The 22221-nt window shown below is 38.7% G+C and carries 19 protein-coding genes; 9 read left to right on the top strand and 10 right to left on the bottom strand.

Features of this window, described 5'->3' with window-relative positions:
• Positions 1-210 precede the first annotated feature (210 nt).
• The 4 genes from pstB to pstS form a co-directional block, all read right to left on the bottom strand.
• Entirely contained in the window at positions 211-1017 is an 807-nt protein-coding gene (gene pstB, locus PN497_RS23095) for a phosphate ABC transporter ATP-binding protein PstB (protein WP_096572654.1), read from the bottom strand.
• Positions 1018-1068: 51 nt separating this feature from the next.
• Complete coding sequence (pstA, locus tag PN497_RS23090; RefSeq protein WP_096567469.1) at positions 1069-1950, bottom strand: phosphate ABC transporter permease PstA; 882 nt, start codon at positions 1948-1950, stop codon at positions 1069-1071.
• A 163-nt stretch (positions 1951-2113) separates the two neighbouring features.
• Complete coding sequence (gene pstC, locus PN497_RS23085) at positions 2114-3064, bottom strand: phosphate ABC transporter permease subunit PstC (protein ID WP_096567471.1); 951 nt, start codon at positions 3062-3064, stop codon at positions 2114-2116.
• A 218-nt stretch (positions 3065-3282) separates the two neighbouring features.
• Complete coding sequence (gene pstS, locus PN497_RS23080; RefSeq protein ID WP_096567473.1) at positions 3283-4464, bottom strand: phosphate ABC transporter substrate-binding protein PstS; 1182 nt, start codon at positions 4462-4464, stop codon at positions 3283-3285.
• Positions 4465-5093: 629 nt separating this feature from the next.
• Between pstS and PN497_RS23075 the strand changes: the two genes are divergently transcribed.
• Together PN497_RS23075 and lspA are read left to right on the top strand one after the other, a co-directional pair.
• Positions 5094-5681 carry a biotin transporter BioY gene (locus PN497_RS23075; RefSeq protein ID WP_096567475.1) on the top strand — a complete coding sequence of 196 codons (588 nt, stop codon included), beginning with the start codon at positions 5094-5096 and terminating at the stop codon, positions 5679-5681.
• Positions 5682-5784: 103 nt separating this feature from the next.
• Positions 5785-6261 (top strand): signal peptidase II, encoded by a 477-nt coding sequence (gene lspA / locus PN497_RS23070; RefSeq protein ID WP_096567476.1) that lies wholly within the window; start codon positions 5785-5787, stop codon positions 6259-6261.
• A 264-nt stretch (positions 6262-6525) separates the two neighbouring features.
• On the opposite strand, the gene PN497_RS23065 is transcribed toward lspA, so the two are convergent.
• Positions 6526-7020 (bottom strand): hypothetical protein, encoded by a 495-nt coding sequence (locus PN497_RS23065; RefSeq protein WP_096567479.1) that lies wholly within the window; start codon positions 7018-7020, stop codon positions 6526-6528.
• 441 nt (positions 7021-7461) lie between these two features.
• On the opposite strand from PN497_RS23065, the gene PN497_RS23060 reads away from it, so the two are divergent.
• Positions 7462-9732, top strand: a complete 2271-nt coding sequence (locus tag PN497_RS23060; RefSeq protein WP_096567481.1) for a transglycosylase domain-containing protein — start codon at positions 7462-7464, stop codon at positions 9730-9732.
• A 127-nt stretch (positions 9733-9859) separates the two neighbouring features.
• Here the strand turns inward: PN497_RS23060 and PN497_RS23055 are convergent, their stop codons facing one another.
• Both PN497_RS23055 and PN497_RS23050 read right to left on the bottom strand, forming a co-directional pair.
• Positions 9860-11260: a DUF4335 domain-containing protein gene (locus tag PN497_RS23055; protein WP_096567483.1), complete on the bottom strand. Its 1401-nt coding sequence runs from the start codon at positions 11258-11260 to the stop codon at positions 9860-9862.
• 6 nt (positions 11261-11266) lie between these two features.
• Positions 11267-11893: a DUF3038 domain-containing protein gene (locus PN497_RS23050; protein ID WP_096567485.1), complete on the bottom strand. Its 627-nt coding sequence runs from the start codon at positions 11891-11893 to the stop codon at positions 11267-11269.
• A 413-nt stretch (positions 11894-12306) separates the two neighbouring features.
• On the opposite strand from PN497_RS23050, the gene PN497_RS23045 reads away from it, so the two are divergent.
• The 3 genes from PN497_RS23045 to PN497_RS23035 all read left to right on the top strand — a co-directional run bounded on the left by PN497_RS23045 (position 12307) and on the right by PN497_RS23035 (position 14275).
• Complete coding sequence (locus PN497_RS23045) at positions 12307-12825, top strand: adenine phosphoribosyltransferase (protein WP_096567487.1); 519 nt, start codon at positions 12307-12309, stop codon at positions 12823-12825.
• A gap of 70 nt (positions 12826-12895) precedes the next feature.
• On the top strand, positions 12896-13942 hold the full coding sequence (locus tag PN497_RS23040) for an ABC transporter permease (RefSeq protein WP_096567488.1): 1047 nt from the start codon (positions 12896-12898) through the stop codon (positions 13940-13942).
• A gap of 51 nt (positions 13943-13993) precedes the next feature.
• The gene (locus PN497_RS23035; protein ID WP_096567490.1) at positions 13994-14275 is read left to right on the top strand and encodes a hypothetical protein; all 282 of its coding nucleotides are present in this window, start codon (positions 13994-13996) and stop codon (positions 14273-14275) included.
• Between the two features lie 93 nt (positions 14276-14368).
• Here PN497_RS23035 and PN497_RS23030 read toward each other — a convergent pair whose 3' ends face one another.
• The 3 genes from PN497_RS23030 to purL form a co-directional block, all read right to left on the bottom strand.
• Positions 14369-15034 carry a nitroreductase family protein gene (locus PN497_RS23030; protein ID WP_096567492.1) on the bottom strand — a complete coding sequence of 222 codons (666 nt, stop codon included), beginning with the start codon at positions 15032-15034 and terminating at the stop codon, positions 14369-14371.
• 625 nt (positions 15035-15659) lie between these two features.
• Positions 15660-17147, bottom strand: coding sequence for an amidophosphoribosyltransferase (gene purF, locus PN497_RS23025; protein WP_096572655.1), 1488 nt, complete (start codon positions 17145-17147; stop codon positions 15660-15662).
• A gap of 220 nt (positions 17148-17367) precedes the next feature.
• Entirely contained in the window at positions 17368-19734 is a 2367-nt protein-coding gene (purL, locus tag PN497_RS23020) for a phosphoribosylformylglycinamidine synthase subunit PurL (RefSeq protein WP_096567494.1), read from the bottom strand.
• Between the two features lie 89 nt (positions 19735-19823).
• Here purL and PN497_RS23015 point away from each other — a divergent pair, with 89 nt between their 5' ends.
• The 3 genes from PN497_RS23015 (at position 19824) to PN497_RS23005 (ending at position 22187) form a co-directional block, all read left to right on the top strand.
• Positions 19824-20309 (top strand): PIN domain-containing protein, encoded by a 486-nt coding sequence (locus tag PN497_RS23015; protein ID WP_096567496.1) that lies wholly within the window; start codon positions 19824-19826, stop codon positions 20307-20309.
• Positions 20296-20490 (top strand): hypothetical protein, encoded by a 195-nt coding sequence (locus PN497_RS23010; protein ID WP_096567498.1) that lies wholly within the window; start codon positions 20296-20298, stop codon positions 20488-20490. Before PN497_RS23015 ends, PN497_RS23010 begins: the two co-directional genes overlap by 14 nt.
• Before the next feature lie 299 nt (positions 20491-20789).
• Positions 20790-22187 (top strand): ATP-binding protein, encoded by a 1398-nt coding sequence (locus PN497_RS23005; RefSeq protein ID WP_096567500.1) that lies wholly within the window; start codon positions 20790-20792, stop codon positions 22185-22187.
• Positions 22188-22221: the final 34 nt, after the last annotated feature.

Here is a 22221-nt window from a genome sequence, read left to right as displayed (position 1 = left end):
TGGTAGTCTTTTTCAGAAACTTAATTGGAACACAATCGCGTCTGGCTAAGGCGTGAAAGTCTACTGAGGGATAACTGCTCCCATGCTCCCGTTGAAGTAGAAAGTAAAGTCTAGTTTTGTCTAGGTTTTATATAGCAGATAGTAAGGGTTCAGCATTGCTAAACCCCGACAAGGTTCAGGTATAAACAAACTGTGACACAACTACGATATTTAACCAAATCTACCACTAATGTAAGCTTTTGTATCTTCTTGTTGCGGATTGTTGAAGATTAATTCTGTTGGGGCGTATTCTACTAAATAGCCTGTACGTCCACCCTTTTCCGAAGTTTTAACATTAAAGAAAGCTGTTCTATCAGAAACCCGCGCAGCTTGTTGCATATTGTGGGTAACAATCACAATCGTGTATTGTTCTTTAAGTTCGTGAATGAGTTCTTCAACCCGCAAAGTGGAAATAGGATCAAGTGCGGAACAAGGTTCATCCATGAGTATTACTTCTGGTTGTACTGCGATCGCTCTAGCAATACATAACCTTTGTTGTTGTCCACCAGAAAGAGACAAACCACTTTGGTTGAGTTTATCTTTCACTTCATCCCACAAAGCAGCTTGACGCAAACTCCGTTCTACCAATTCATCAATATTACCTCTGTAGCCGTTAATTCTCGCACCAAAAGCAATATTTTCTTTAATTGATTTAGGAAAGGGGTTTGGTCGTTGAAACACCATCCCGATGCGACGACGCACTTCTACTGGATCAATGTCAGATGCATACAAATTCTTATCATCAAAATAAACCTTGCCTTCTGCACGGAATGAGTCAATTAAATCATTCAGGCGATTATAGCAACGTAGTAATGTACTTTTACCACAACCAGAAGGACCGATAAAAGCAGTAACTTTATTTTTGGGAATATCCAACCAAATATTTTGTACAGCTAAGAAGTTACCGTAATAAATATTCAGGTTTTCTGTACGTAACACAACGTTAGCATCGTTGATTGTACTGGTGTTCATAGTCATAGATATTTTAGAGTTAGGTTGTAAAGTAGGCATCATGTTTATGAGCTTTTGTTAAGCTTTTTGCCTAGTTGCCCAGCGAGCGATAATACTTGTAATCAGAACCATCAACACCAAAATTAAAGAAGCAGCCCAAGCTAGAGACTGCCAATTTTGGAAGGGTGAAATAGCGAAGTTGTAAACTAAAACAGCTAGGGAAGCGGTAGGTTTGAGTAAACCATCAGGCCAAAAAGAAGAAAAGAGTGCAGTAAACAATAATGGTGCTGTTTCTCCCGATGCTCTGGCGATCGCCAAAGTCGAACCAGTTACAATAGCTGGTAAAGCTGCTGGTACGACAACTTGTATAACTGTTTGAAAGTTAGTTGCGCCTAAACCCAAAGATGCTTGTCGTAAGTCCTGGGGGACAAGCTGTAAGGCTTCATCGGTTGTACGGACAATAATTGGCAACATTAAAATTGCTAAAGCAAACCCACCACCCAAAGCTGAGTAAGAGCCTAGATTGAGATTTGTCAATGTTAAAACCACAATCGAGTATGCAAAAACACCTGCAATAATTGAGGGAACACCACTCAAAACATTAGTAGCAAAGCGTACCCACCGAGCAATTTTACCATTACTAAATTCTGTTAAATAAATAGCTGCCAATACTCCTGTAGGAATACTGATGATAGCACCAATACCCACCATCAGCAAAGTTCCCAAAATAGCATTACCGAAACCACCGCCTTTTCTGAAAGGTGCTGGTGGTAGTTGGGTAAACACATCAAGACTGAGACTGCTGAAGCCTTTAAACGATACATAAGAAAGTACAGCCAACAAAGGAAATAGCGCCAATACTCCACATATAAACGCTACTACTGTCATCACCGTGTTAAATAAAGTGCGGGGAGAAGTAGGGGAGCGAGTCAGGCTATTTTGGGGAAATAGAGAAGTCATTCTATTTTAGATTTTGGATTTTAGATTTTGGATTGACTCTACAAAAAGTCATTTTTGCTGGTATGTATAACTAGCAATCAGAAACCGAATTAGTATGAAAAAACGTGCATAATTTGAAATTTTCATCTGCATTTTTTCATAATCATTCTGATTGCTGCTGTAATTAAAGTCGCTTCACCCGAATAACAATAAACTCCGCCAGAATATTAACTAACAACGTCAGTAAAAACAACACTAAAGCAGCGTACATCAAAGCCGAAACTTGCAGACCGCTGGCTTCAGAAAATTGATTTGCTAGTAATGAAGAAATGGTATTAGAAGGAGCTAACAAAGAAATATTAATATTGTTAGAATTACCAATTAACATGGTGACAGCCATTGTTTCACCCATTGCTCGGCCGAGTGCTAACATGACAGCACTGACAATACCGGAAAATGCCGCAGGAATGAGGACTTGAAAAATAGTTTCCCAACGAGTTGCACCCAGTCCTAAAGCTGCTTGACGTAAACTAGGGGGAAGGGAAATTAAAGCATCACGGGAGATAGCAGTAATAATTGGTAAAGTCATAATTGCTAAAATTACTCCTGCTGGTAACATCCCAGGTCCTGTAGGTGTAGAACTAAAAAATGGTATCCAACCTAAAGAACTGTGTAACCATTTACCCACGTCATTTAAAATCGGGATTAAAACAAAAATTCCCCATACTCCATAGACAACACTAGGAATGGCAGCTAGTAATTCTACTAAAAATACTAAAACCAACCGCACCTGAGATGGGAGAAAATTCTCACTTAATAAAACCGCCGTACCCACGCCAATGGGTACAGCTAACAACAAGCCAATAAAAGAACTCATCAGAGTTCCATAAATTGCTGGTAAAACTCCATAGTTATCATTAACTGGGTTCCAACTGCTTTGAACTAAAAAGCCCAACCCAAATTCTTGGATAGCAGGCCAAGCACTAGAAGCGACTTGCAACGCTATCCATAGGAGAATACCAGCGATCGCCAGAGCAAAAATCCTTGTCAACCAAATAAAGCCCCTATCTAGAGATTTATCAAGTTCCGAGCGTTGTTTAACAGCTAATGACAGATTCTGAAAATTTGTATTCATGAATACTGACTCTAGAAAGAAAATCGAAAAAAATGTGAGGGGAACCAAATAAAAGTCAAAAGTCACAAGTCAAATGCTTGCGGTGATAACCTTGGGGATGGCTATAAATGAAATTATCATTTCGTTACCTTTTGGCATTTGATACTAAATAATCAGGGTTCCCAACTGATTTAGTAATTCAATGATTGATTATCTTGAGCATAGACGGAAGAGTGAAATTACTTACTCGCATTGGTGGAGTCACCAACAGCAATTTTATAACTAGGACTGATTTGATCAGCAGCAGCAGCTACTTTAGTAACCACATTTGCTGGTAAGGGAATATAACCTAGTTCATCAGACAGCTTTTGTCCGTCAGTCAAAGCATACTCTATCGCTGCTTCCATTGCCTTCGCTTTGGCTGCATCAGGATACTTCTTATAAGCCAGAATCCAAGTATAACTGACAATGGGGTAAGAATCTGCACCTTCTGGATCAGAAATAAAGGCGCGGAGATTTTCTGGTAAAGTTACAGCTTCTAAGGTTTTAGATGTTGATTCCGCATTTGCAGTCACAAATTTACCACTTTTGTTTTCCAAAGCAGCAAATTTTAAATTGCTTTGTTTAGCGTAACCATATTCTATGTAACCAATAGCACCTTGAGTTTGTTGGATTTGGGCAGTTACACCTTCATTACCCTTACCACCAACGCCCACTGGCCATTTTACACTTTTTCCTTCACCAACTTTTTCTTTCCATTCTGGACTGATAGCACTGAGATGTTTTGTAAATACACCTGTAGTTCCACTACCATCAGCACGATGGATGACAGTTATGGGTTGGTTTGGTAACTTAGCATCAGGGTTAGCTTTGGCGATCGCTGGATCATTCCAGGTTTTGATTTTACCTAGTAGAATATCAGTATATACGGTTCGTGGTAGTTTCAGTTCAGGAACATCTGGCAGGTTATAAGCCAGGACAATGCTACCAGCAGTTACAGGCAGCATCATTACCCCTTTATCTGCTGGTATTTTGGCGATTTCCTCATCCTTCATGGCCACATCACTAGCACCAAAGTCTACAGTACCTTTGGTAAACTGTTCAACTCCAGCACCACTACCCACTGACTGATAGTTAACTTTTAAACTCGGATATTTTTTGTTCAATTCAGTAAACCAAGTTTGGTAAAGTGGAGCAGGAAAAGATGCACCAGCACCTGTCAATGTAACATCTCCACCTAAATCCAAATTTTTAGCAGGGGTAGTGGCAGCAGTATTTTCAGTATTGCCTGAATTATCAGTATTAGCAGTGTTGTTTGGGCTGGAATCTCCCCCACAAGCTGCTAAACCTAATGTCAGTGCTACTACGGAAATAGCGGTTTTGACGCGATTATTTTTAACAGAAATTTTGCGTAATAGCATTGCTGTCTAAATTTTGTAAATTGCCATAAGTAAGAGAAACGCCTTTAACATACCTCTAAATATTTAATCTCAGGTAAACAAAAGGTTAACAAACCAAAAATTTTCTGTTTTCCTAATCAATGCCCAAAATTCATCTGATGAATTAGTTGTTATATTTAGTAATACAAATTACACTCTAATTATAGATTATTTAGGGAACAATACGGTCAAATATTGATTTAGCTCTGATCAAAATACCCTACTCTGTTCGCAAATTAATTACAAGTAAGTCGACAGGAAAAAACCAAAGCAAGTACAAAAATGTAAAATTGCTAACAACCTTTTCCCTTCAGTCTAGATGCTTCCTGCCTTGTCATAATGACAATTTTTAACGCCTACCTACTTAATAGTATGTCAATTTGCTTTGATTGGGTAAGGATTCAGGACACAGAATACAGGATTAAGAATTGATGAGAGTTTTCGAGTCATTGGTTGTTGATGAAAAACTTACTCCTGTAAATTCCTGCTAAGAACAAATATTCTGACTCCTGACTCCTGACTCCTGAATTGATTGGTTACATTTGCGATTTTTACATATACTGGTGGTTGCTGTTAGTGTTACCTTTGGGCTATTCCCTATTGCCTGATCAATGTTTGCTGCTTCCAATCAATTATTATGGTCCATGATTGGCTTACTCCTGACAATGGGTGGCACGTTCCTAGAAGCCTATGGCACTACCTTACCTTGGAGTTGGAGTCAGCAAGGAATTAAAACCTTTTCTTTAGGTGTCAGCTATCAAGTTGGTGCAGTGCTGTTGGTAGGTTGTTTAGGAGGTAAAAATGCTGGTGCGCTTTCCCAGATTGCTTATCTAGTCATGGGATTAACATTATTGCCTGTATTTGCCGAAGGAGGTGGTATAGGATATGTTAAACTATCTCAGTTTGGCTATTTGCTTGGTTTTATTCCAGGAGCTTGGATTTGCGGATATTTTGCCTTTAAAGCCAGACCTCGTTTAGAAACCCTGGCTTTTAGTTGCCTTTGTGGTTTGTCAACGATCCACTTATGCGGTATTGCTTATTTAATGATCAGTTATCTTTTTCCCTGGAGAGGTGCAGAACATCTACCTTTAATGCAAGCAATCCTCAAATATTCCTGGTTTTCGCTTCCCGGTCAACTAGCTGTAGTCTGCGCTGTCACCATCATAGCTTATGTATTACGACATATCATGTTTTATTAATTAGGGCATTGGGCATTGGGAATAACGGTGAAATGACTAATAACTAATAACTAATAACTAATGACTCATGAGTCATGACTCATGACTAATTGACAAATTTACCATGCGTTTAAAAAATAGACTTTTTTGGATTGCTGCTTTCGTTGCTTTTGTGGTAGACCAATTAACAAAATTATGGGTAGTAAAAACCTTTGATTTAGGAGAAACATTACCACTGCTACCAGGAATATTTCACTTTACATATCTCACCAACACAGGGGCTGCTTTTAGTATTTTAAGTGGTAAAGTAGAATGGTTGCGCTGGTTATCCTTGGGAGTGAGTTTAGTGTTGATGGCGATCGCATCCTGGGGACCAGTATTAAGTTTTTGGGAACAGTTAGGTTATGGTTTAATTTTAGGCGGAGCTATGGGTAATGGTATTGATAGATTTGCTTTAGGCTATGTCGTTGATTTTCTCGATTTTCGCCTCATCAACTTTGCAGTCTTTAATCTAGCTGATTCTTGTATTAGTATTGGTATTGTTTGCCTTTTAATTGCATCTTTCCAAAAAACACCAAATTCTCATCACAGAATACGATAACAATTGATAATTGATAATTGTCCATTGTCAATTTTCCCCATCCTCTCACGAACAAACCAGAGGTAATTGTCAATTGTCCATTGTCAATTATTGAAATATCTCTATCGCCGATATCAGCGGTTTCTTGACATTGAAAAATCTGCTGTTTAGTGATAGAGACTATTTTTTGTTGATGCAAACTTGTAAAAAATCCCCTGATCGAACAAATAAATGTAGCGAGAGTTGTTCTTTAAGGAGTAGAAATTTGAGTTAAAAGATTCAGATTTAAGTACCAGAAGGGGCAGTTTGTGGTAAAATATTCACAGGAACTTGCTCTGGGCTAGAAAACTCTGTTACAGGAGAGCTTTCTGGAACAGGAGTCAATTGGTTGGAATTATCAGGACTTGGGTTAATTGGTGTAACTGGTACTGTGGTATTATCTACGTCAGTATTGCTCTCAATAAAATTAGTTTGTGGATTAGTTTGTGGATTAGTTTGTGGATTAGTTTGTGGATTAGTTTGTAGATTAGTTTCTGGTGATGAAACAGGACTCAGAAAATTCCTATCAAGTGGTATCCCACCTGGACAACGTGAGTTAAGCGGGAAACGTTGACAGAGAATTTTCATTCCTTCTGGTGACATCTTAATTTCCGCCGCTGTACCCATAGAGGAGTCACTTGATTCTACCAACAAAGATTCACTTGATTGAGCCATAGCAGCGTTACCAGTAAGCGCCAAAGTCATGGCAGTACCAATCAGGGTCAGAGATTTTCCCTTCATTCTGAAATTAACCTCAAGGTCAACGGAACACTGCGCTAATTAAATCAAACTCTTGATGGGACAAAATCAGCCTCAAGGAAGATGTAAAATTCCTTGAATAATGCTATGGGTCTTTGACAAAAGTAAAATTTAAATATTTTGTCAATTGAATAGAAGTTTTAAGGAATACACAGAGAAAGATTGTATTTGAACTTGTAACGCTGGCTTTATTGGATAAAATCAGCATTTTATGTCCAAGCAACTAATTTGTGATGTAGAAAGCAGTGACAAAAATTACAAGTTAATTTTACTTGCCAATCCATCAAAAGGTTTACTTGAATACCTTTAAATTCAGTACAGCCAATTTATTTTTGGCTTGTGAGTAAAATGGTGTAAGACTAGCATTAAAATTGCGATCCGTACGATTCTGTCTTCACCAACAGCCGTGATGTGATATAGCCGATGAGTTCCCCGCAACCGCCGCAAAAGCCACAAACCTTACTTGGTCAACTGACGCAAGCAGTAAATACAATTCAAGCCAGGGTAGATTTTTCCAAACTGGCGCTCAAGCCGAATGCCAAAGTACCGGAAATCTGGGTGCAGGATGCGGGAGCGGACAAAGCGGAAATATATCCCCTATTGGGCGATCGCTATATACTTGGTCGCAGTTCCAAATCCTGCGATATCGTCGTCCGTAACCCAGTAGTCAGCCAGATTCACCTGTCCCTATCGCGTGATTCCAGCCAAAGAACACCGGTTTTCACCATCAAAGATGAAAACTCCACCAATGGCATTTATATTGGCAAGCGCAGAGTCACATCCCTAGAACTGCGTCATGGTGACGTTTTCACCTTGGGACCCCCAGAACTTGCAGCTTCAGTGCGTTTGCAATACTTCGATCCGCCCCCCTGGTATATCAAAGCAGGAACTCATGCATTTTATGGTGTTGGGAGTGTCAGCGCCTTATTTGCCCTAGCTATTGGCTTAGAATGGACAAAATTTTCCATTAGACCCCTACCTACAGCCACCAGCGCCCCGGTAGTAATTTATGCCCGTGATGGATCCACACCACTACGAGAACCACGGAACATAGCTCACGTAGACTTAAAACAGTTATCAGAATTTGGTCCTTATTTACCTGCTGCGGTAGTCGCTTCTGAAGATAGTCGTTATTACTGGCACTTTGGAGTTGATCCTTTAGGGATTTTGCGAGCCGTATTAATCAATAGTCGTAGCGGTGACGTACAACAAGGAGCCAGTACAGTTACTCAACAACTTGCCCGCAGTTTATTCCGCGATTATGTAGGTAGACAAGATTCCTTGGGGCGGAAAGTGCGTGAAGCTATTGTCTCCCTGAAGTTAGAAACCTTTTACAGCAAAGATGAAATTTTACTGACTTACCTAAACAGAGTATTTTTAGGTGCTGATACTTCGGGCTTTGAAGATGCGGCTAAATATTACTTTGAAAAATCAGCTAAAGAATTAACATTAGCAGAAGCAGCGACCCTAGTAGCAATTTTACCTGCACCCAACGCCTTCAATTTTTGTGGAGATGGTCCAAGAAAACTGGACGCAGCAGATTACCGCAATCGTGTAATTAGGCGGATGCTGGACATGGGCAAAATTAGCGTCGAAGATGCCAACCGTGCCAGACGTTCTACAGTGCAAGTTAGTCCTAAAGTTTGCGAAAGACAAGCTCAGACAATAGCCCCTTACTTTTATAATTACGTCTTTCAAGAACTGGAATCAATATTAGGAGAAGGAGCAGCAAGAGAAGGTAACTATATCATCGAAACCCAGTTAGATCCAGCAATGCAAGCCCAAGCAGAATCAGCTCTACGAAATTCAGTGAGTAACGCCGGGTCCAACCTGCGATTTTCCCAGGGGTCACTTGTTACCCTAGATGCGAAAACTGGCAGCATCTTAGCAATGGTAGGGGGGACTGATTACAAAAAAAGCCAATTTAATCGGGCGGTACAAGCTCAAAGACAACCTGGTTCTACCTTCAAAATTTTTGCTTACGCTGCTGCTTTAGAGCAGGGAATACCAACATCTAGAACTTATTCTTGCGCTGCTTTGCCCTGGCAAGGCTTTACTTACAGACCCTGCCGCTCTGGTGGTGGTAGTTTAGATGTAGCCACAAGTTTGGCACTCTCAGAAAATCCCATTGCTTTAAGAATTGCCAGAGAAGTAGGATTAAATAAAGTTGTAGAAATGGCGCAGCGTTTGGGGGTCAAATCCTCACTGGAAGCTGTTCCTGGTTTAGTCCTGGGTCAAAGTGTAGTTAACGTTTTGGAGATGACCGGCGCTTTTGGTGCTATTAGTAATCGTGGTGTATGGAATCGTCCCCATGCTATTAGCAGAATTTTAGACAGCAGCGATTGTGAAGATCGCAATGATTTAAAGACCTGCCGTGTTATCTATTCCTACGACCAGGATCGAGAGAGTAATAAGCGAGTGCTAAAAACAAGTATCGCCAATACAATGACCGATATGATGCAGAGGGTAGTTTCCAGTGGTACTGGTCGTGGTGCATCCATTGGACTGGGAGAAGAAGCGGGTAAAACCGGAACAACAGATAAAAACGTTGACTTATGGTTTATTGGTTTTATTCCTAGTCGGCAACTTGTAACTGGCATTTGGCTAGGAAATGACAACAATTCCCCTACATCTGGTAGCAGTGGTCAAGCTGCCCAGTTATGGGGGAATTATATGCGGAAAATCGCCAAATAAATGGGTAATTGGTAATTGGTAATTGGTAAAAAAGGGAACAGGGAACAGGGAACAGAAAGAAGGCAATAGGCAATAGACAAAAGTTAATATTCTCCTCCTGCTTTCTTCCCCAGTCCCCAGTCCCCAGTCACCTGTATCCCTGCCAGGGAGTGACTTCAAGAGTGCCGTTAGATTTGAAGACTACCTGGAAATGGGCAAGAGGTTCTTTATTGTTGGGAGCAGCTTGATTTGAACCGTAGACAGATTGAAACATTTGTGGTAAGGGTGTTTCTCGAAAATAGTCAAAGGCGACTTGATTAAGTGGTTCATAGTCAGCGATGACACCAATTTTGTTAACGGCTACCCGATATCTAAGTTCTCTGTTAAAGGTAGGTGTAACACTCCAGTTTTGGCGAATTGTATTATAAAGCTTTTGATTTAAGTCTTTGAGTGTACTAGAATCAGTGATTTTTTCACCGATGACATCTGGTGTTCTGGTATATCCCAACCAAGGACTAATTTCTAACACACCTTGTCTGGTAAAAACTACTCGAAATTGAGCAATGGGTTCGTTGGTGACAGTGCGGTTAGCAGGATTGTAGAGTAATTTTGGCAGTGGAGTTTTTTCTATTGCATCATTGGCATTTTTGTTAACAGCTTTATAACCAACAATACTTCCATCACCAGCTACACCCAAGCGATAGACTAAATCTTCTGTAATTTCCGAACGATTCTCCCAGACAGGATGAATTTGGTTATACACTTGGCGATTCAATGCCCGTAGCTGGGAGGGGTCAGTAATTTCTGGAACTGTATTTAGAAGTGCTTCTAAATCTTTGATAATAGGTGTGGCTGAGGCTGTAGGTGATGCTTCACTGGTAGGTGTAGGTGATGCTGTGGGTATTGCTGTGCTGGTTTGTTCTTCTTGCTTCGGTTCTGGTGGACGTACCTGGGGAGGAGGAATTAAGCTAAAGGCTACCGCTGCTACTGCTAAACTGGATACTCCTACAGTAGCTGGTACTGCTTGTTTGATTATAGTTTGACTAGCACCATGATAACGTCTGGTGACTGGTTGTAGTTCCAAAGTTAACTCTGGTAAGGTTTGAGTATCAGCAAAAAACTGATCTACAGCTTCGACTAAATCAAACAACTGTACAGTATTCAAATCAATTTGAATAGGTGATTGTTGAACTGCGTTTGATTGAGATTGCAAACCATCACCTGTAATTTCTGAATGTACAATTAACTTGTGTCTGTTGCTATCAATTTTTTGTAACTCGACTAACTCTGAGTCACCGTTGTGTGCTTGAGGGTTGGGGACATTACTTAAAAATTCTTGAGCATAGGCGCTTACCGCTCTGACTAAGCTTTCAAAAAATTCTCGCCCTCCGGTTATAGGCTGACTATAACTAGATAAATAGCATTCTGCATTCACCAATATAGATAATTCTGGACGCAGTTCTTGAAATTGGGTGGTAGGGGCGACATCACTTAACCCTTCTAAGAGTAGCGTGCAATTAGGTAAACTGTACTTACGTTGAATATTCATTCTACTTTACTCTACTTCACCGTCAAAAAGAGAAATCCAGAAACGCTGCATTCCAGCTGTACCTGTGCAGAATAGTAATTTTTCTAATAAGTCTATAGCCAGTTCATCTAATTTCTCGTCTGAGTTTAATGTTAGTAAAACAGAACGTCTGGCATTCATCCGACTTTTAAAATGCGCTCTAAACCGTTCTAGGTAATTAGCTAGTCGTAAATTTTGCTCTAGTGGAATCTGCTTTTCTGATAATTGCTGATATATCATTAGCATCTGTCGGATAACTACTGTTAACCGCCGCGCTATGTAGCAAGCAATTACTACTAAAGCTTTTGCTTCCATGATGGTGAGGGGACGGCGGTTATGCGCTCTTCTTAAAGGGTTAGAAGCACGCATTCTCCATAGATTTACTCGGTTTTTGACAATTCCTGTTAGGTCTAGTTCTTGGGCAAAAGCGAGGATGGCTTCAGAACCACCCAATTCTAAAGCTTCAATTGCCAGTAACATCAAGTCTATTTGTAATGTGGTTCTGCGGGGACAGCCCTTGGGTCCTATGGCTGGATCTGGTAATGTGTCCAGTATCATCGGCATGGACTCAGGAGTTGGATCATTCAATGACTTTACGCTTGCGGAGACATTCATGCTCTAAAATACCTTGTGTTATGCCAACAGACTGAGTGAGATGAATAAAACAACATTAAACACTATTTAAGATAGATAGCTAAACCAGAAATCAGGTTTTGTGGTTATGGATAAGCATCTCAATATATACAATACTTACTTTTGTTATACCAAGATTCCCGTATATTCTAATGAAACTTTTAAAGCATCAGTTTACTAACCTATCTAGTTTAACGGTACAAATACATCTCTAGCTTGGGTTAAATTCTTAGTTATTGTCAATGATTGACGAAACTTACAGCAATAATCTCCAAAAGATGAAATTATAGTGTACGATTTTTCAGGGGATTGGTGACTGGTGACTGGGAAAATACAAATAATTTCCCCCTGCTTCCCTATTCCCTATTTTCTATTCCCTGTTACTACTGAATACGATGGATTTAAAATCTCTGATTCGTGACATACCAGATTTTCCTAAGCCTGGAATTGTATTTCGAGATATTACAACTCTACTGCGTAATCCAGAGGGTTTGCGATACACTATTGACTTTTTAGCACAAAAATGTATTGAACTGGAAATCTCAGTTGATTGCATTGTGGGTATGGAATCACGGGGTTTCATTTTTGGCGCACCTCTGGCTTATAAATTGGGATCTGGTTTTATTCCGGTTCGCAAAAAAGGCAAGTTACCCGCAGCAGTTCACAGAATTGATTATCAACTAGAGTATGGTACAGATTGCTTGGAGGTACATCAGGATGCTTTACATCCAGGTAGCAGGGTTTTGATTGTAGATGATTTAATTGCTACGGGTGGAACTGCAAGTGCAACAGCTACTTTGGTACAGAAGATTGGCTGTGAACTTGTGGGTTTTGGGTTTATCATCGAGCTACGGGATTTGCAAGGACGCAAGTATTTACCAGATGTACCAATTATTTCTTTGGTTGAATATTAGGTGATTGGTGACTGGTGATTGGGTAGAATTAACTTATGACTTATGACTAATGACTAACAACTAACAACTAATGACTAATACAAAAATTGCTTTAGAGACTGGTCGAGATTGGCTGATTAAGCTAGTCACAGATGAAACTTTTATTTATGTGATAAAACGGCTGCTACAGGCTTTGTTAACTATTTTTCTAGCTTCTGCGTTGTCGTTTTTTGTGATGAAATTGTCACCAGGTACTTTTTTACTTACATTGATACACAATTCTAAGATTTCACCAGAACGGATTAAAGAAATTACACAACAGTTTGGTTTGGATAAGTCTTGGACTGAGCAATTTTGGTTGTGGTTGAAGCAAATTATGACTAGGGGTGATTTTGGGACAAGTTTTGTTTATCAGCGTTCTGTGTCGTCTTTGTTGTGGGAAAGAGTACCAGCGACTTTGTTGTTAGCGATCGCTTCTTTATTTACAACTTGGGCGATCGCTATTCCTCTGGGTATTCTCGCTGCGGTTAAACAAAATCGCCCGACGGACAAGATTTTACAGGTTTTAAGTTACGCTGGACAAGGTTTTCCTAGTTTCATCACTGCCTTATTTCTCTTATTCTTAGCCCAAGTCACTACCCCCTTATTTCCTGTGGGTAACATGACTAGCATTGATCATGGTGAACTGACATGGTTCGGAAAAATTTTAGATATCGGTTGGCATAGCATTTTACCTTTGATTGCGTTAAGTATTACCAGTTTTGCTGGTTTACAAAGAATCATGCGTGGTCAATTATTGGATGTTTTGCGGCAAGATTATATTCAAACTGCTCGTGCTAAAGGATTACCAGAAAACCGTGTTATTTATGTTCATGCTTTGCGGAATGCTATTAACCCTTTAATTACTTTGTTAGGATTTGAATTAGCAAGTTTATTAAGTGGTGCATTTATTACAGAAAACTTCTTTAACTGGCCTGGTTTGGGTAAATTAACTTTACAAGCTGTTTTGGCAAAAGATGAATATTTAGTCATGGCTAGTTTAGTGATGAGTGCGGTTTTATTAATTCTAGGAAATTTAATTGCTGATTTAATGTTAAAAGCTGCTGATCCAAGAATTAAATTAGAAGATTTGAATTAGAAAATAGGGAATGGGGAATAGGGAATAATTACGAATTACGAATTAAAAATTATGCTTTCTGAAGTTTATTATATTATTCGGTCAAAGACAGATGGTAAATATCTCACTGCAAAAATTGATGAGGATAAATCAGGATATTTATTATTGTTTAAAGAAGATTTTGAAGCACTCAGTTATTTAAATGCTCATGCTGCTGATTTAGCGAGTCGTTTAGCTGTAGAATCTATTCCAGGTACACAGGTGGGAAGTTTATTAAAACGTTGGGGATTTGCAGGTTTGGGAATAGTTAATGATCCTTTATTACCTAAGATTGATTTTTTACAACATGGATAAATTCAGATCCCCGACTTCTGTTGAAAAAATAATTGAATTGATTTACAAAATGAAATCAAGAAGTCGGGGATATTGTTATTTAGATATTGTTCATTAATCTTGATATGGGTTGTCTATTTTATCCACAAATACATTAGCAGATAACGGTAAACGACCAGGATTTAAACGGGGTTCGGCTGCATATCCTACAGGTACAACCACTGCAATACAAATATCTGGGTTATTTTCTGCACCAATCACTGCTTTTACTTTATCTTCAATCCAACCATTCATAAAACAGGTAGATAAACCCAAACTTTCTGCTGCTAATACTAAATTTGTAGCAGCTATCATGGCATCTTTAATAGCATATTCCCGACGCTTATCTCCTAAAGCTTCTTGAAATTGGGGAATAGCATTTCTAAAATAATTAACTGTTCCCTCATTCCAAGCGCCGGTGTTTAATCCTTGTTCTAAAATGGGTGTTAAATCTTGTTCTCCAGCAGTTGCATCAGCAGCAAATACAAAGGTTACAGGTGCTTGAATAATTTGTTTTTGATTCCAAGATGCTTCACATAATGCAGCTTTTTGATTTTCATCTTGAACTAAAACTATTCTCCAAGATTGGGTGTTAAAACTACTGGGTGCTGCTACGGTTAATTCTACCAGTTGTTTAAGCATTTCTGGGGAAATGGGATCTGGTTTAAAGGTTTTGATAGAACGACGTTGTAATATAGCTGTAGGTACATCTAATGCTTGGATTTGAGTGGTAGAAGTCATTTGATTTTAGATTTTGGATTTTTGATTTTGGAATTATGTCCTGTGTTTAGGGTAACGTTTTTTTGTACGGAGTTCCAATAGTAGGTTACAGGTTACAGGTTACAGGTGACAGTAAGAAGAAAGACTTTGCGTCTTTGCGTGAGATAAAATCTTATTTGTCAGAATCAGGATAACCAGGATTTAAAGATTTTTAGGATTGAGTTGTTAAAAAGACGTTATATATGTGCGAAACAGATATCCATTATATTAGTATATGTCAAGTCTAAGGATTTTGTCAAGTGTTTTGGGTGAAAAAATTTTGCGGGGATGAGGATTTTTAGATGTTGATTTTTGGGGATGTGGGAAAGAGGTAAAATATTAAATTGTCAGAATCAGGATTTACAGGATTTAAGGATTTACAGGATATTATTGAAAGTTCTATTTTTGGGATGTGAGGATTTTTCGATGTTATCTAAATGAGGGTGTGGATGATTCTTAAAAGATGTAATTTTTCGATGATTTTTAAATATTATGATAAATTATCAAATTAAAATCTTGTTAATCCTATAATCCTGGTGATCCTGATTCTGACAAAATAAAATATTGAGGCAGGCAAGATGCCCACCCCACCAGATGATATAATGATCTAAACTGTAGCTTTTTCTAACATTAATTTAGAACGCTTCACCTGTTCAGGAATAGCTACAGGATAATCACCTGTAAAACAAGCAGAACAAAAACTATTTGTATCTTCTCTGGTTGTTTCTAACATTCCTTCCCAACTTAAATAAGCAAGGGTATCAACTTCTAATTTTTTGGCTATGTCTGCTACTGACATTTTAGCGGCAATTAGTTGATCTTGGGTATCTGTATCAATCCCATAAAAGCAAGGATGGGTGACAGGTGGGGAAGATATTCTCATGTGTACTTCTGATGCACCTGCTTCACGCAATGCTTTAACGAGTTTGCGGCTAGTAGTTCCCCGAACAATGGAATCATCAATTATTACCACCCGCTTACCATACAATACATCTTTCAGGGGGTTCAATTTCATCTTAATGCCCGTTTCCCGCATACTTTGGGTAGGTTGAATAAATGTTCTACCGACGTAGCGATTTTTAATCAAACCTTCACCATAAGCTACCCCTGATGCTTGGGAAAAACCAATGGCCGCAGGTATACCAGAATCAGGTACACCAAATACTATATCTGCTTCTATTGGTGATTCTTCCGCTAATCTCCGTCCTAATCGCATCCGATAGCTATATAATGTTTCATGGTGCATGACGCTATCAGGACGAGCAAAGTAGATCATTTCAAAGATACACAACTTGCGCTGGGGTTGTTGATTCCATCGGTGTGATGTTAAACCTTTTTCTGTGATCCAAACTAACTCTCCTGGTTCGACATCGCGCAGATATTCAGCACCGATAATATCTAAACCGCAGGTTTCGGAAGCGAGAACGTAACGTACTGGATCACTGTCTAATGTACCAATTACCAGGGGACGAATGCCGTTAGGATCTCTTGCTGCCATGATACCATCGGGTGTACCAACTACCAGACTAAATGCACCTTGACAACGGTGAAGCGCACGAATCGCACCTTCTAACCAGTCTGCACCAGCATTGACTTCTTCGGCGATCGCATAAGCAATCATTTCTGAATCGGTGGTTGTTAGCAAATGAACATTACTCTGAAGTAATTCTTCCCGCAATTGTATGGTATTGACTAAATTACCATTATGTGCTAAAGCCAAATGACCTAGACGAGTTGAGATAACTGCGGGTTGAGCGTTAACTTTGCGACTAGAACCAGTAGTAGAATAACGGTTATGACCAACTGCAATATTACCGACTAATTCTTCTAAAATAGTTTCATTAAATACTTGAGAAACCAGCCCCATATCTTTATGCTGGTGTACATAATGTCCATTAAAGGTAGCAATACCAGCAGATTCTTGACCCCGATGTTGCAGGGCATATAATCCAAAGTATGCCATTTTTGCTACATCTTGTTCTGGTGCATAGATACCAAAAACACCACACGCCTCTTCTGGTTTATCACAAGCGTTTTCACTAATTTCACTAATATTTATAGATGGATCAGAAGTGATAGAATGCTGGGGAATCATGCTGGTTTTTGCTCCTGGTAACTGGGTACTGGGTACTGGTGACTGGTGACTGGTGACTGGTGACTGGGGAGAAATATTTACCTTCTTCCTCCTGACTCCTGACTCCTGCCTCCTGCCTCTTAATAAATCTTTAACCATCCATTAAAACAGTACCGTAAATTGGTCAAGGATGGGGGATGAATTGTAAATTTTCATGCCCGATCCTTGACATTGATGCGGTTTATGTATTGGCATAGAGAGCGAGACGTTGGGCGATCGCCTGATCGTAAACGTTGCTCATATCGCTAATGCTGACTTTCATAACTTCTTGGTGATCAGCAGTAGTCACTGTTAACCCTGTTGCCAAATTAGCAACAATACCTAATTTTTGCCAATTTTCTCCTAAATGTTCCTGTAAATAGGATTCCCAAATTTCCTGATTTTCCACATTCACAGAAACTAAAATTCTCGCACCACCTTCACCAAACAACACTTCATCAAAGCGAAAAGCAGAGTTTGCAGAAATACCTAAATTTAATTCTGCTCCCAACTTTCCACTTAAACAACATTCCGCCAAAGCTACAGTTAGACCGCCTTCAGCAGTATCATGTGCTGAACGCACCCACCCAGAATGAATACCATAACGACACACGCTTTGTACTTTCCGTTCTAAATCAAAATTAACCCTTGGCGGTTTACCTGCAATCGTATTATGAATCGCTGCTAAATATTCAGAAGCTCCCAATTCGATTTTAGATTTTGGATTTTGGATTTTGGATTGCACAGGTAAACCTAAAAGGTAAATTGCATCACCTACATTTTTCCAGCCCTGTCCACAAATTTTATCCAAATCCTCAATTAAACCAACCATTCCCACCACAGGAGTAGGATAAATAGGCTGGGAATTTCCCTGAGCGTCAAAAGTCTCATTATACAAAGAAACATTTCCACCCGTAACAGGCGTTCCCAACTCCTGACACCCTTCACTTAATCCTTTACAAGCTGACGCTAACTGCCAATAACCGATAGGTTTTTCAGGACTACCAAAATTAAGATTATCTGTCACCGCTAAAGGTTCAGCACCCACACAACTAAGATTCCTTGCAGCTTCAGCTACAACAGACTTAGCACCCTCATAAGGATCTAAATAAACATAGCGAGAGTTACAATCAACCGTAGCAGCAACTCCGCTTCGGTGACTGGTGACTGGGAAAGAATTTAAAGGACGTAAGCGCACTACAGCCGCATCTGCCCCACCAGGCAACAACACAGTATTATTTTGCACCTGATGATCATATTGGCGATATACCCAACTCTTAGAAGCAATGGTAGGTGTACCCAGCAAAGTTAATAAAACATCCTGCCAACTTTGTAACTTACCATTAACTGTAATTCCCCTAACATCACAACTAGGTAAACTATCAACACTCCAATCCCAGGCTGTTTTTGCATATTCTGGCGGTTCTGCTAAAAGTTCTCTTTCATACAAAGGCGTATTTTCAGCCAAAGCATCCGCAGGTATTTCCGCAGCAACTTCACCCTTAAACAAAATTCTGACAATTGGTTCAGCAATTACCGTACCTGCAACCACCGCATGAAGTCCCCAACGGTGGAAAATATCAATTAACTCTTGTTCTCGGCCTTTTTCGGACACAAATAGCATTCTTTCCTGAGATTCAGAAAGCAGATATTCATAAGGTATCATTCCATACTCACGTGCTGGAACTTTATCAAGGTCAAATTCAATACCGACACTGCCTTTGGCTGCCATTTCCGAAGTAGAACAAGTGATACCCGCAGCACCCATATCTTGAGCCGCTACCACTGCCCCGGTTTTAAATGCCTCTAAACAAGCTTCAATTAAAGACTTCTCTAAAAATGGATCGCCCACTTGCACCGCAGGACGGTTATCCATTGACTCATCGGTTAATTCTGCACTGGCAAAACTCGCACCACCCATACCATCTCTACCGGTGGTTGAACCAACATATAATACAGGGTTGCCAATTCCTGAAGCACCGGATTTTACTATTTCTGGTGTTTCCATTAATCCCAGTGCCATGACGTTAACCAAGGGATTTCCTGAATAAGCTGGATCAAAATAAACCTCACCGCCTACCGTGGGAACACCTACACAGTTACCATAATGGGAAATACCCGCTACAACGCCATTAAATAATCTTTGGGTTTTGGGATCATCCAAACTACCAAAACGCAGAGAATTTAATAACGCAATTGGACGCGCCCCCATTGTAAAAATATCTCTTAATATACCTCCCACACCTGTAGCAGCACCTTGGAAGGGTTCAACTGCGGAAGGATGGTTATGGGATTCTATTTTAAAAGCTAGTTGCAGTCCATCGCCTAAGTCTACCACACCGGCATTTTCACCGGGTCCGACAAGAATGCGGGGTCCTGTGGTGGGAAACTGTTTGAGGAGGGGACGGGAATTTTTATAACAACAATGTTCTGACCACATTACCCCAAACATACCTAGTTCGGCTTTGTTAGGGTGACGGCCTAAGCGGCGGACAATTTCGGTATATTCTTGTGGTTTAATGCCTTCTGAGGCGATTTCCTGGGGAGAAAAGGGACTTTCGGTGGTCATGGTTTGTTATGCACCAAGAGGACAGATGATTATTTTATCTGGTTACGCATCAAGTGGAGTATAATCTTCTTCTACATTGTTTTAAAACTATGAATAAACAATATAGAATATATTTGGACGTTTGTTGCCTTAATCGTCCTTTTGATGACCAAACCCAATGGCGAATTAGGTTAGAAACAGAAGCAATTTTAGAAATTATCAATAATTGTCTATCTGGAACATGGCAATTAGTCAGCAGTACAGCTTTAGAATTAGAAATTGCTAGGACTCCAGATATAAACAGGAGAGAGCAAGTACAAAAAGTATTAAGAATGGCTCATGATAAGATTTTGGTTACAGAAGAAATTACTAGACGTGCAATAGAATTAACAACTTTTAATATTAAAAAATTTGATGCTTTTCATCTGGCTTGTGCTGAAAATAACGCCGATATTTTTCTAACCACTGATAGCCGTCTATTGTCAAAATCATTAAGCTATAAGGATAATATAACTATAATAGTTGCTAATCCAATGATCTGGTTAGCAGAAGCTACTAATAATATTGTACAAGGAGGAGAAAATGACCCCAATTGAATTATACAGAAAAGGATTTCAAGCTCTTGTAGATGCTTTAGGATATGTGGACGCTATCAGATTTATTCGTCAATTTGATAATGGTAGTGGAGACTATACAGAAGAACGTCATCAATGGTTAGATCAGGTGACAATGGATGAAATACTAGCAGATATTAAGAAACATCAAGAAAATATCTAGGGGACTAAAGATAAATAGGGTTAAAAAAAATTGATCTGTTAAAAAAACACAAGCCATTTCTAAGGTGCGTTGTATATCGGTAGATGTTTTCATGTTGGTTAATTTTTGGGTGGGTTGATCTAGTTTCCTGTTTTCTGACTGGGAATACTATTATTAAGACAGTATATGATTTTAACATAAAAAACTATAAATATTTTCAATAAATAGATAATTTCAACTAATATATGTTATTCATGAGATTGAATTTGATTGGGATATAATAAAAAAGTTATAAATCTTGAACCTATCAGGAGATAAAAATGTCTTTTAATGTTAAAAATGTTATGTATAAAGATTATATAAGGATCTTGCAACGTCAAGAATCTCATTTTTTAGATATGAAGGCAATTGATATAAAACCAAGTAGACTTTCCCAAACAATATCGGCATTTGCTAATGCTGAGGGTGGAGAGATATATCTTGGAATAGCCGAAAAAACAACTACAGAAAACGGAAAGCAAGAGAAGATAAGATACTGGGAAGGCTTTAAAAAACAAGAAGATGCTAATAATTTCATTACGACAATTGATAATTTATTTACTACAGAAGAAGGGTGTGATTATGAATTTTTATCTTTTTCAAATAAAGGTTTAGTATTACATATTGAAATCCCAAAAACTAAAAGTTTAATACGAGCTTCCGACAAAGATGTTTTTCTTAGAAGAAATGCAGAAAATAAACGTCAATCGGAGGAAGGTATTATAACAATTTTGTATAATAAAGGTATAGAATCTTTTGAAAATCAAACTGTTTCTAATGCAGAAATAGAGGAATTGACGGAATCAAATTCAATGTTAAATTTTATCAAAAATAATGGTATTATCTCAGAACCTTTACAATTTTTAACTAAACAAAAATTGATACGTAAAGATTTACCTACAGTATGTGGAATATTATTATTCTCAGAACTTCCACAAGCAATAATTCCTAAACATTGTGGGATTAAAATCTATAGATATAAAACTACAGATGATGAAGGTATTAGAGAAAGTTTGGCCTTTAATCCAATCACAATTGAAGGTGAGATATATAGCCAAATCAAAAGTGCTGTTGAGAAAACAAAAGAGATAGTAGAGTCAATACCAAAATTGAGCGATTGTGGATTGGAAAAAGTGACCTATCCTCCAGAAACACTCCATGAAATAATTACTAACGCAGTGTTACATAGAGATTATAGTCGGACTGACGATATTCATATCAGAATATTTGATAATAGAATAGAAGTTGAAAGTCCTGGGAAATTACCAGGACATATTACTGTAAACAATATTCTTGATGAAAGAAGTTCCAGAAATGGTAATTTAGTTAGAATCATTTACAAGTTTCCAGATCCACCTAATAAAGATATTGGTGAAGGACTAAATACAGCTTTCAGAGCAATGAAAATGTTAGGTTTAAAGCAGCCAAAAATTGAAGAAAAGGAGCATAGTGTTATAGTCTATATACGTCATGAACTTTTGGCATCTTCAGAAGAAATTATTTTAGAGTATCTAAATAAGCATGATCAAATAACACTTTTCACAATTAAGAGGCTATGTCATTTTAAAACTGATTATGATTGTAGAAAAACCATTAAAGGATTAACTGAAAGAAATTTAATATCTCGTGTAGAAAATACTAAGGGTAAAAACACTGCATATCGCAGAGTAAAAGCATAATAATCATGGTGATTTAGATGTCAAAAATGGCTTT

It is taken from the genome of Sphaerospermopsis kisseleviana CS-549, from assembly GCF_028329225.1.
Lineage (GTDB): Bacteria > Cyanobacteriota > Cyanobacteriia > Cyanobacteriales > Nostocaceae > Sphaerospermopsis > Sphaerospermopsis kisseleviana.
Note: the sequence above shows the minus strand (reverse complement) of the source record. Positions and strands in the feature narration are given on the sequence as shown.

What these genes read in the sequence shown, in the direction of transcription:
- PN497_RS23005 (WP_096567500.1), top strand. Translation starts at nt 20,790, where the DNA reads ATGTCTTTTAATGTTAAAAATGTTATGTATAAAGATTATATAAGGATC.
- PN497_RS23040 (WP_096567488.1), top strand. Translation starts at nt 12,896, where the DNA reads ATGACTAATACAAAAATTGCTTTAGAGACTGGTCGAGATTGGCTGATT.
- purL (WP_096567494.1), bottom strand. Translation starts at nt 19,734, where the DNA reads ATGACCACCGAAAGTCCCTTTTCTCCCCAGGAAATCGCCTCAGAAGGC.
- PN497_RS23075 (WP_096567475.1), top strand. Translation starts at nt 5,094, where the DNA reads ATGTTTGCTGCTTCCAATCAATTATTATGGTCCATGATTGGCTTACTC.
- PN497_RS23050 (WP_096567485.1), bottom strand. Translation starts at nt 11,893, where the DNA reads ATGAATGTCTCCGCAAGCGTAAAGTCATTGAATGATCCAACTCCTGAG.
- PN497_RS23010 (WP_096567498.1), top strand. Translation starts at nt 20,296, where the DNA reads ATGACCCCAATTGAATTATACAGAAAAGGATTTCAAGCTCTTGTAGAT.
- PN497_RS23015 (WP_096567496.1), top strand. Translation starts at nt 19,824, where the DNA reads ATGAATAAACAATATAGAATATATTTGGACGTTTGTTGCCTTAATCGT.
- purF (WP_096572655.1), bottom strand. Translation starts at nt 17,147, where the DNA reads ATGATTCCCCAGCATTCTATCACTTCTGATCCATCTATAAATATTAGT.
- PN497_RS23030 (WP_096567492.1), bottom strand. Translation starts at nt 15,034, where the DNA reads ATGACTTCTACCACTCAAATCCAAGCATTAGATGTACCTACAGCTATA.
- lspA (WP_096567476.1), top strand. Translation starts at nt 5,785, where the DNA reads ATGCGTTTAAAAAATAGACTTTTTTGGATTGCTGCTTTCGTTGCTTTT.
- pstA (WP_096567469.1), bottom strand. Translation starts at nt 1,950, where the DNA reads ATGACTTCTCTATTTCCCCAAAATAGCCTGACTCGCTCCCCTACTTCT.
- pstS (WP_096567473.1), bottom strand. Translation starts at nt 4,464, where the DNA reads ATGCTATTACGCAAAATTTCTGTTAAAAATAATCGCGTCAAAACCGCT.
- PN497_RS23035 (WP_096567490.1), top strand. Translation starts at nt 13,994, where the DNA reads ATGCTTTCTGAAGTTTATTATATTATTCGGTCAAAGACAGATGGTAAA.
- PN497_RS23045 (WP_096567487.1), top strand. Translation starts at nt 12,307, where the DNA reads ATGGATTTAAAATCTCTGATTCGTGACATACCAGATTTTCCTAAGCCT.
- pstC (WP_096567471.1), bottom strand. Translation starts at nt 3,064, where the DNA reads ATGAATACAAATTTTCAGAATCTGTCATTAGCTGTTAAACAACGCTCG.
- PN497_RS23065 (WP_096567479.1), bottom strand. Translation starts at nt 7,020, where the DNA reads ATGAAGGGAAAATCTCTGACCCTGATTGGTACTGCCATGACTTTGGCG.
- pstB (WP_096572654.1), bottom strand. Translation starts at nt 1,017, where the DNA reads ATGACTATGAACACCAGTACAATCAACGATGCTAACGTTGTGTTACGT.
- PN497_RS23060 (WP_096567481.1), top strand. Translation starts at nt 7,462, where the DNA reads ATGAGTTCCCCGCAACCGCCGCAAAAGCCACAAACCTTACTTGGTCAA.
- PN497_RS23055 (WP_096567483.1), bottom strand. Translation starts at nt 11,260, where the DNA reads ATGAATATTCAACGTAAGTACAGTTTACCTAATTGCACGCTACTCTTA.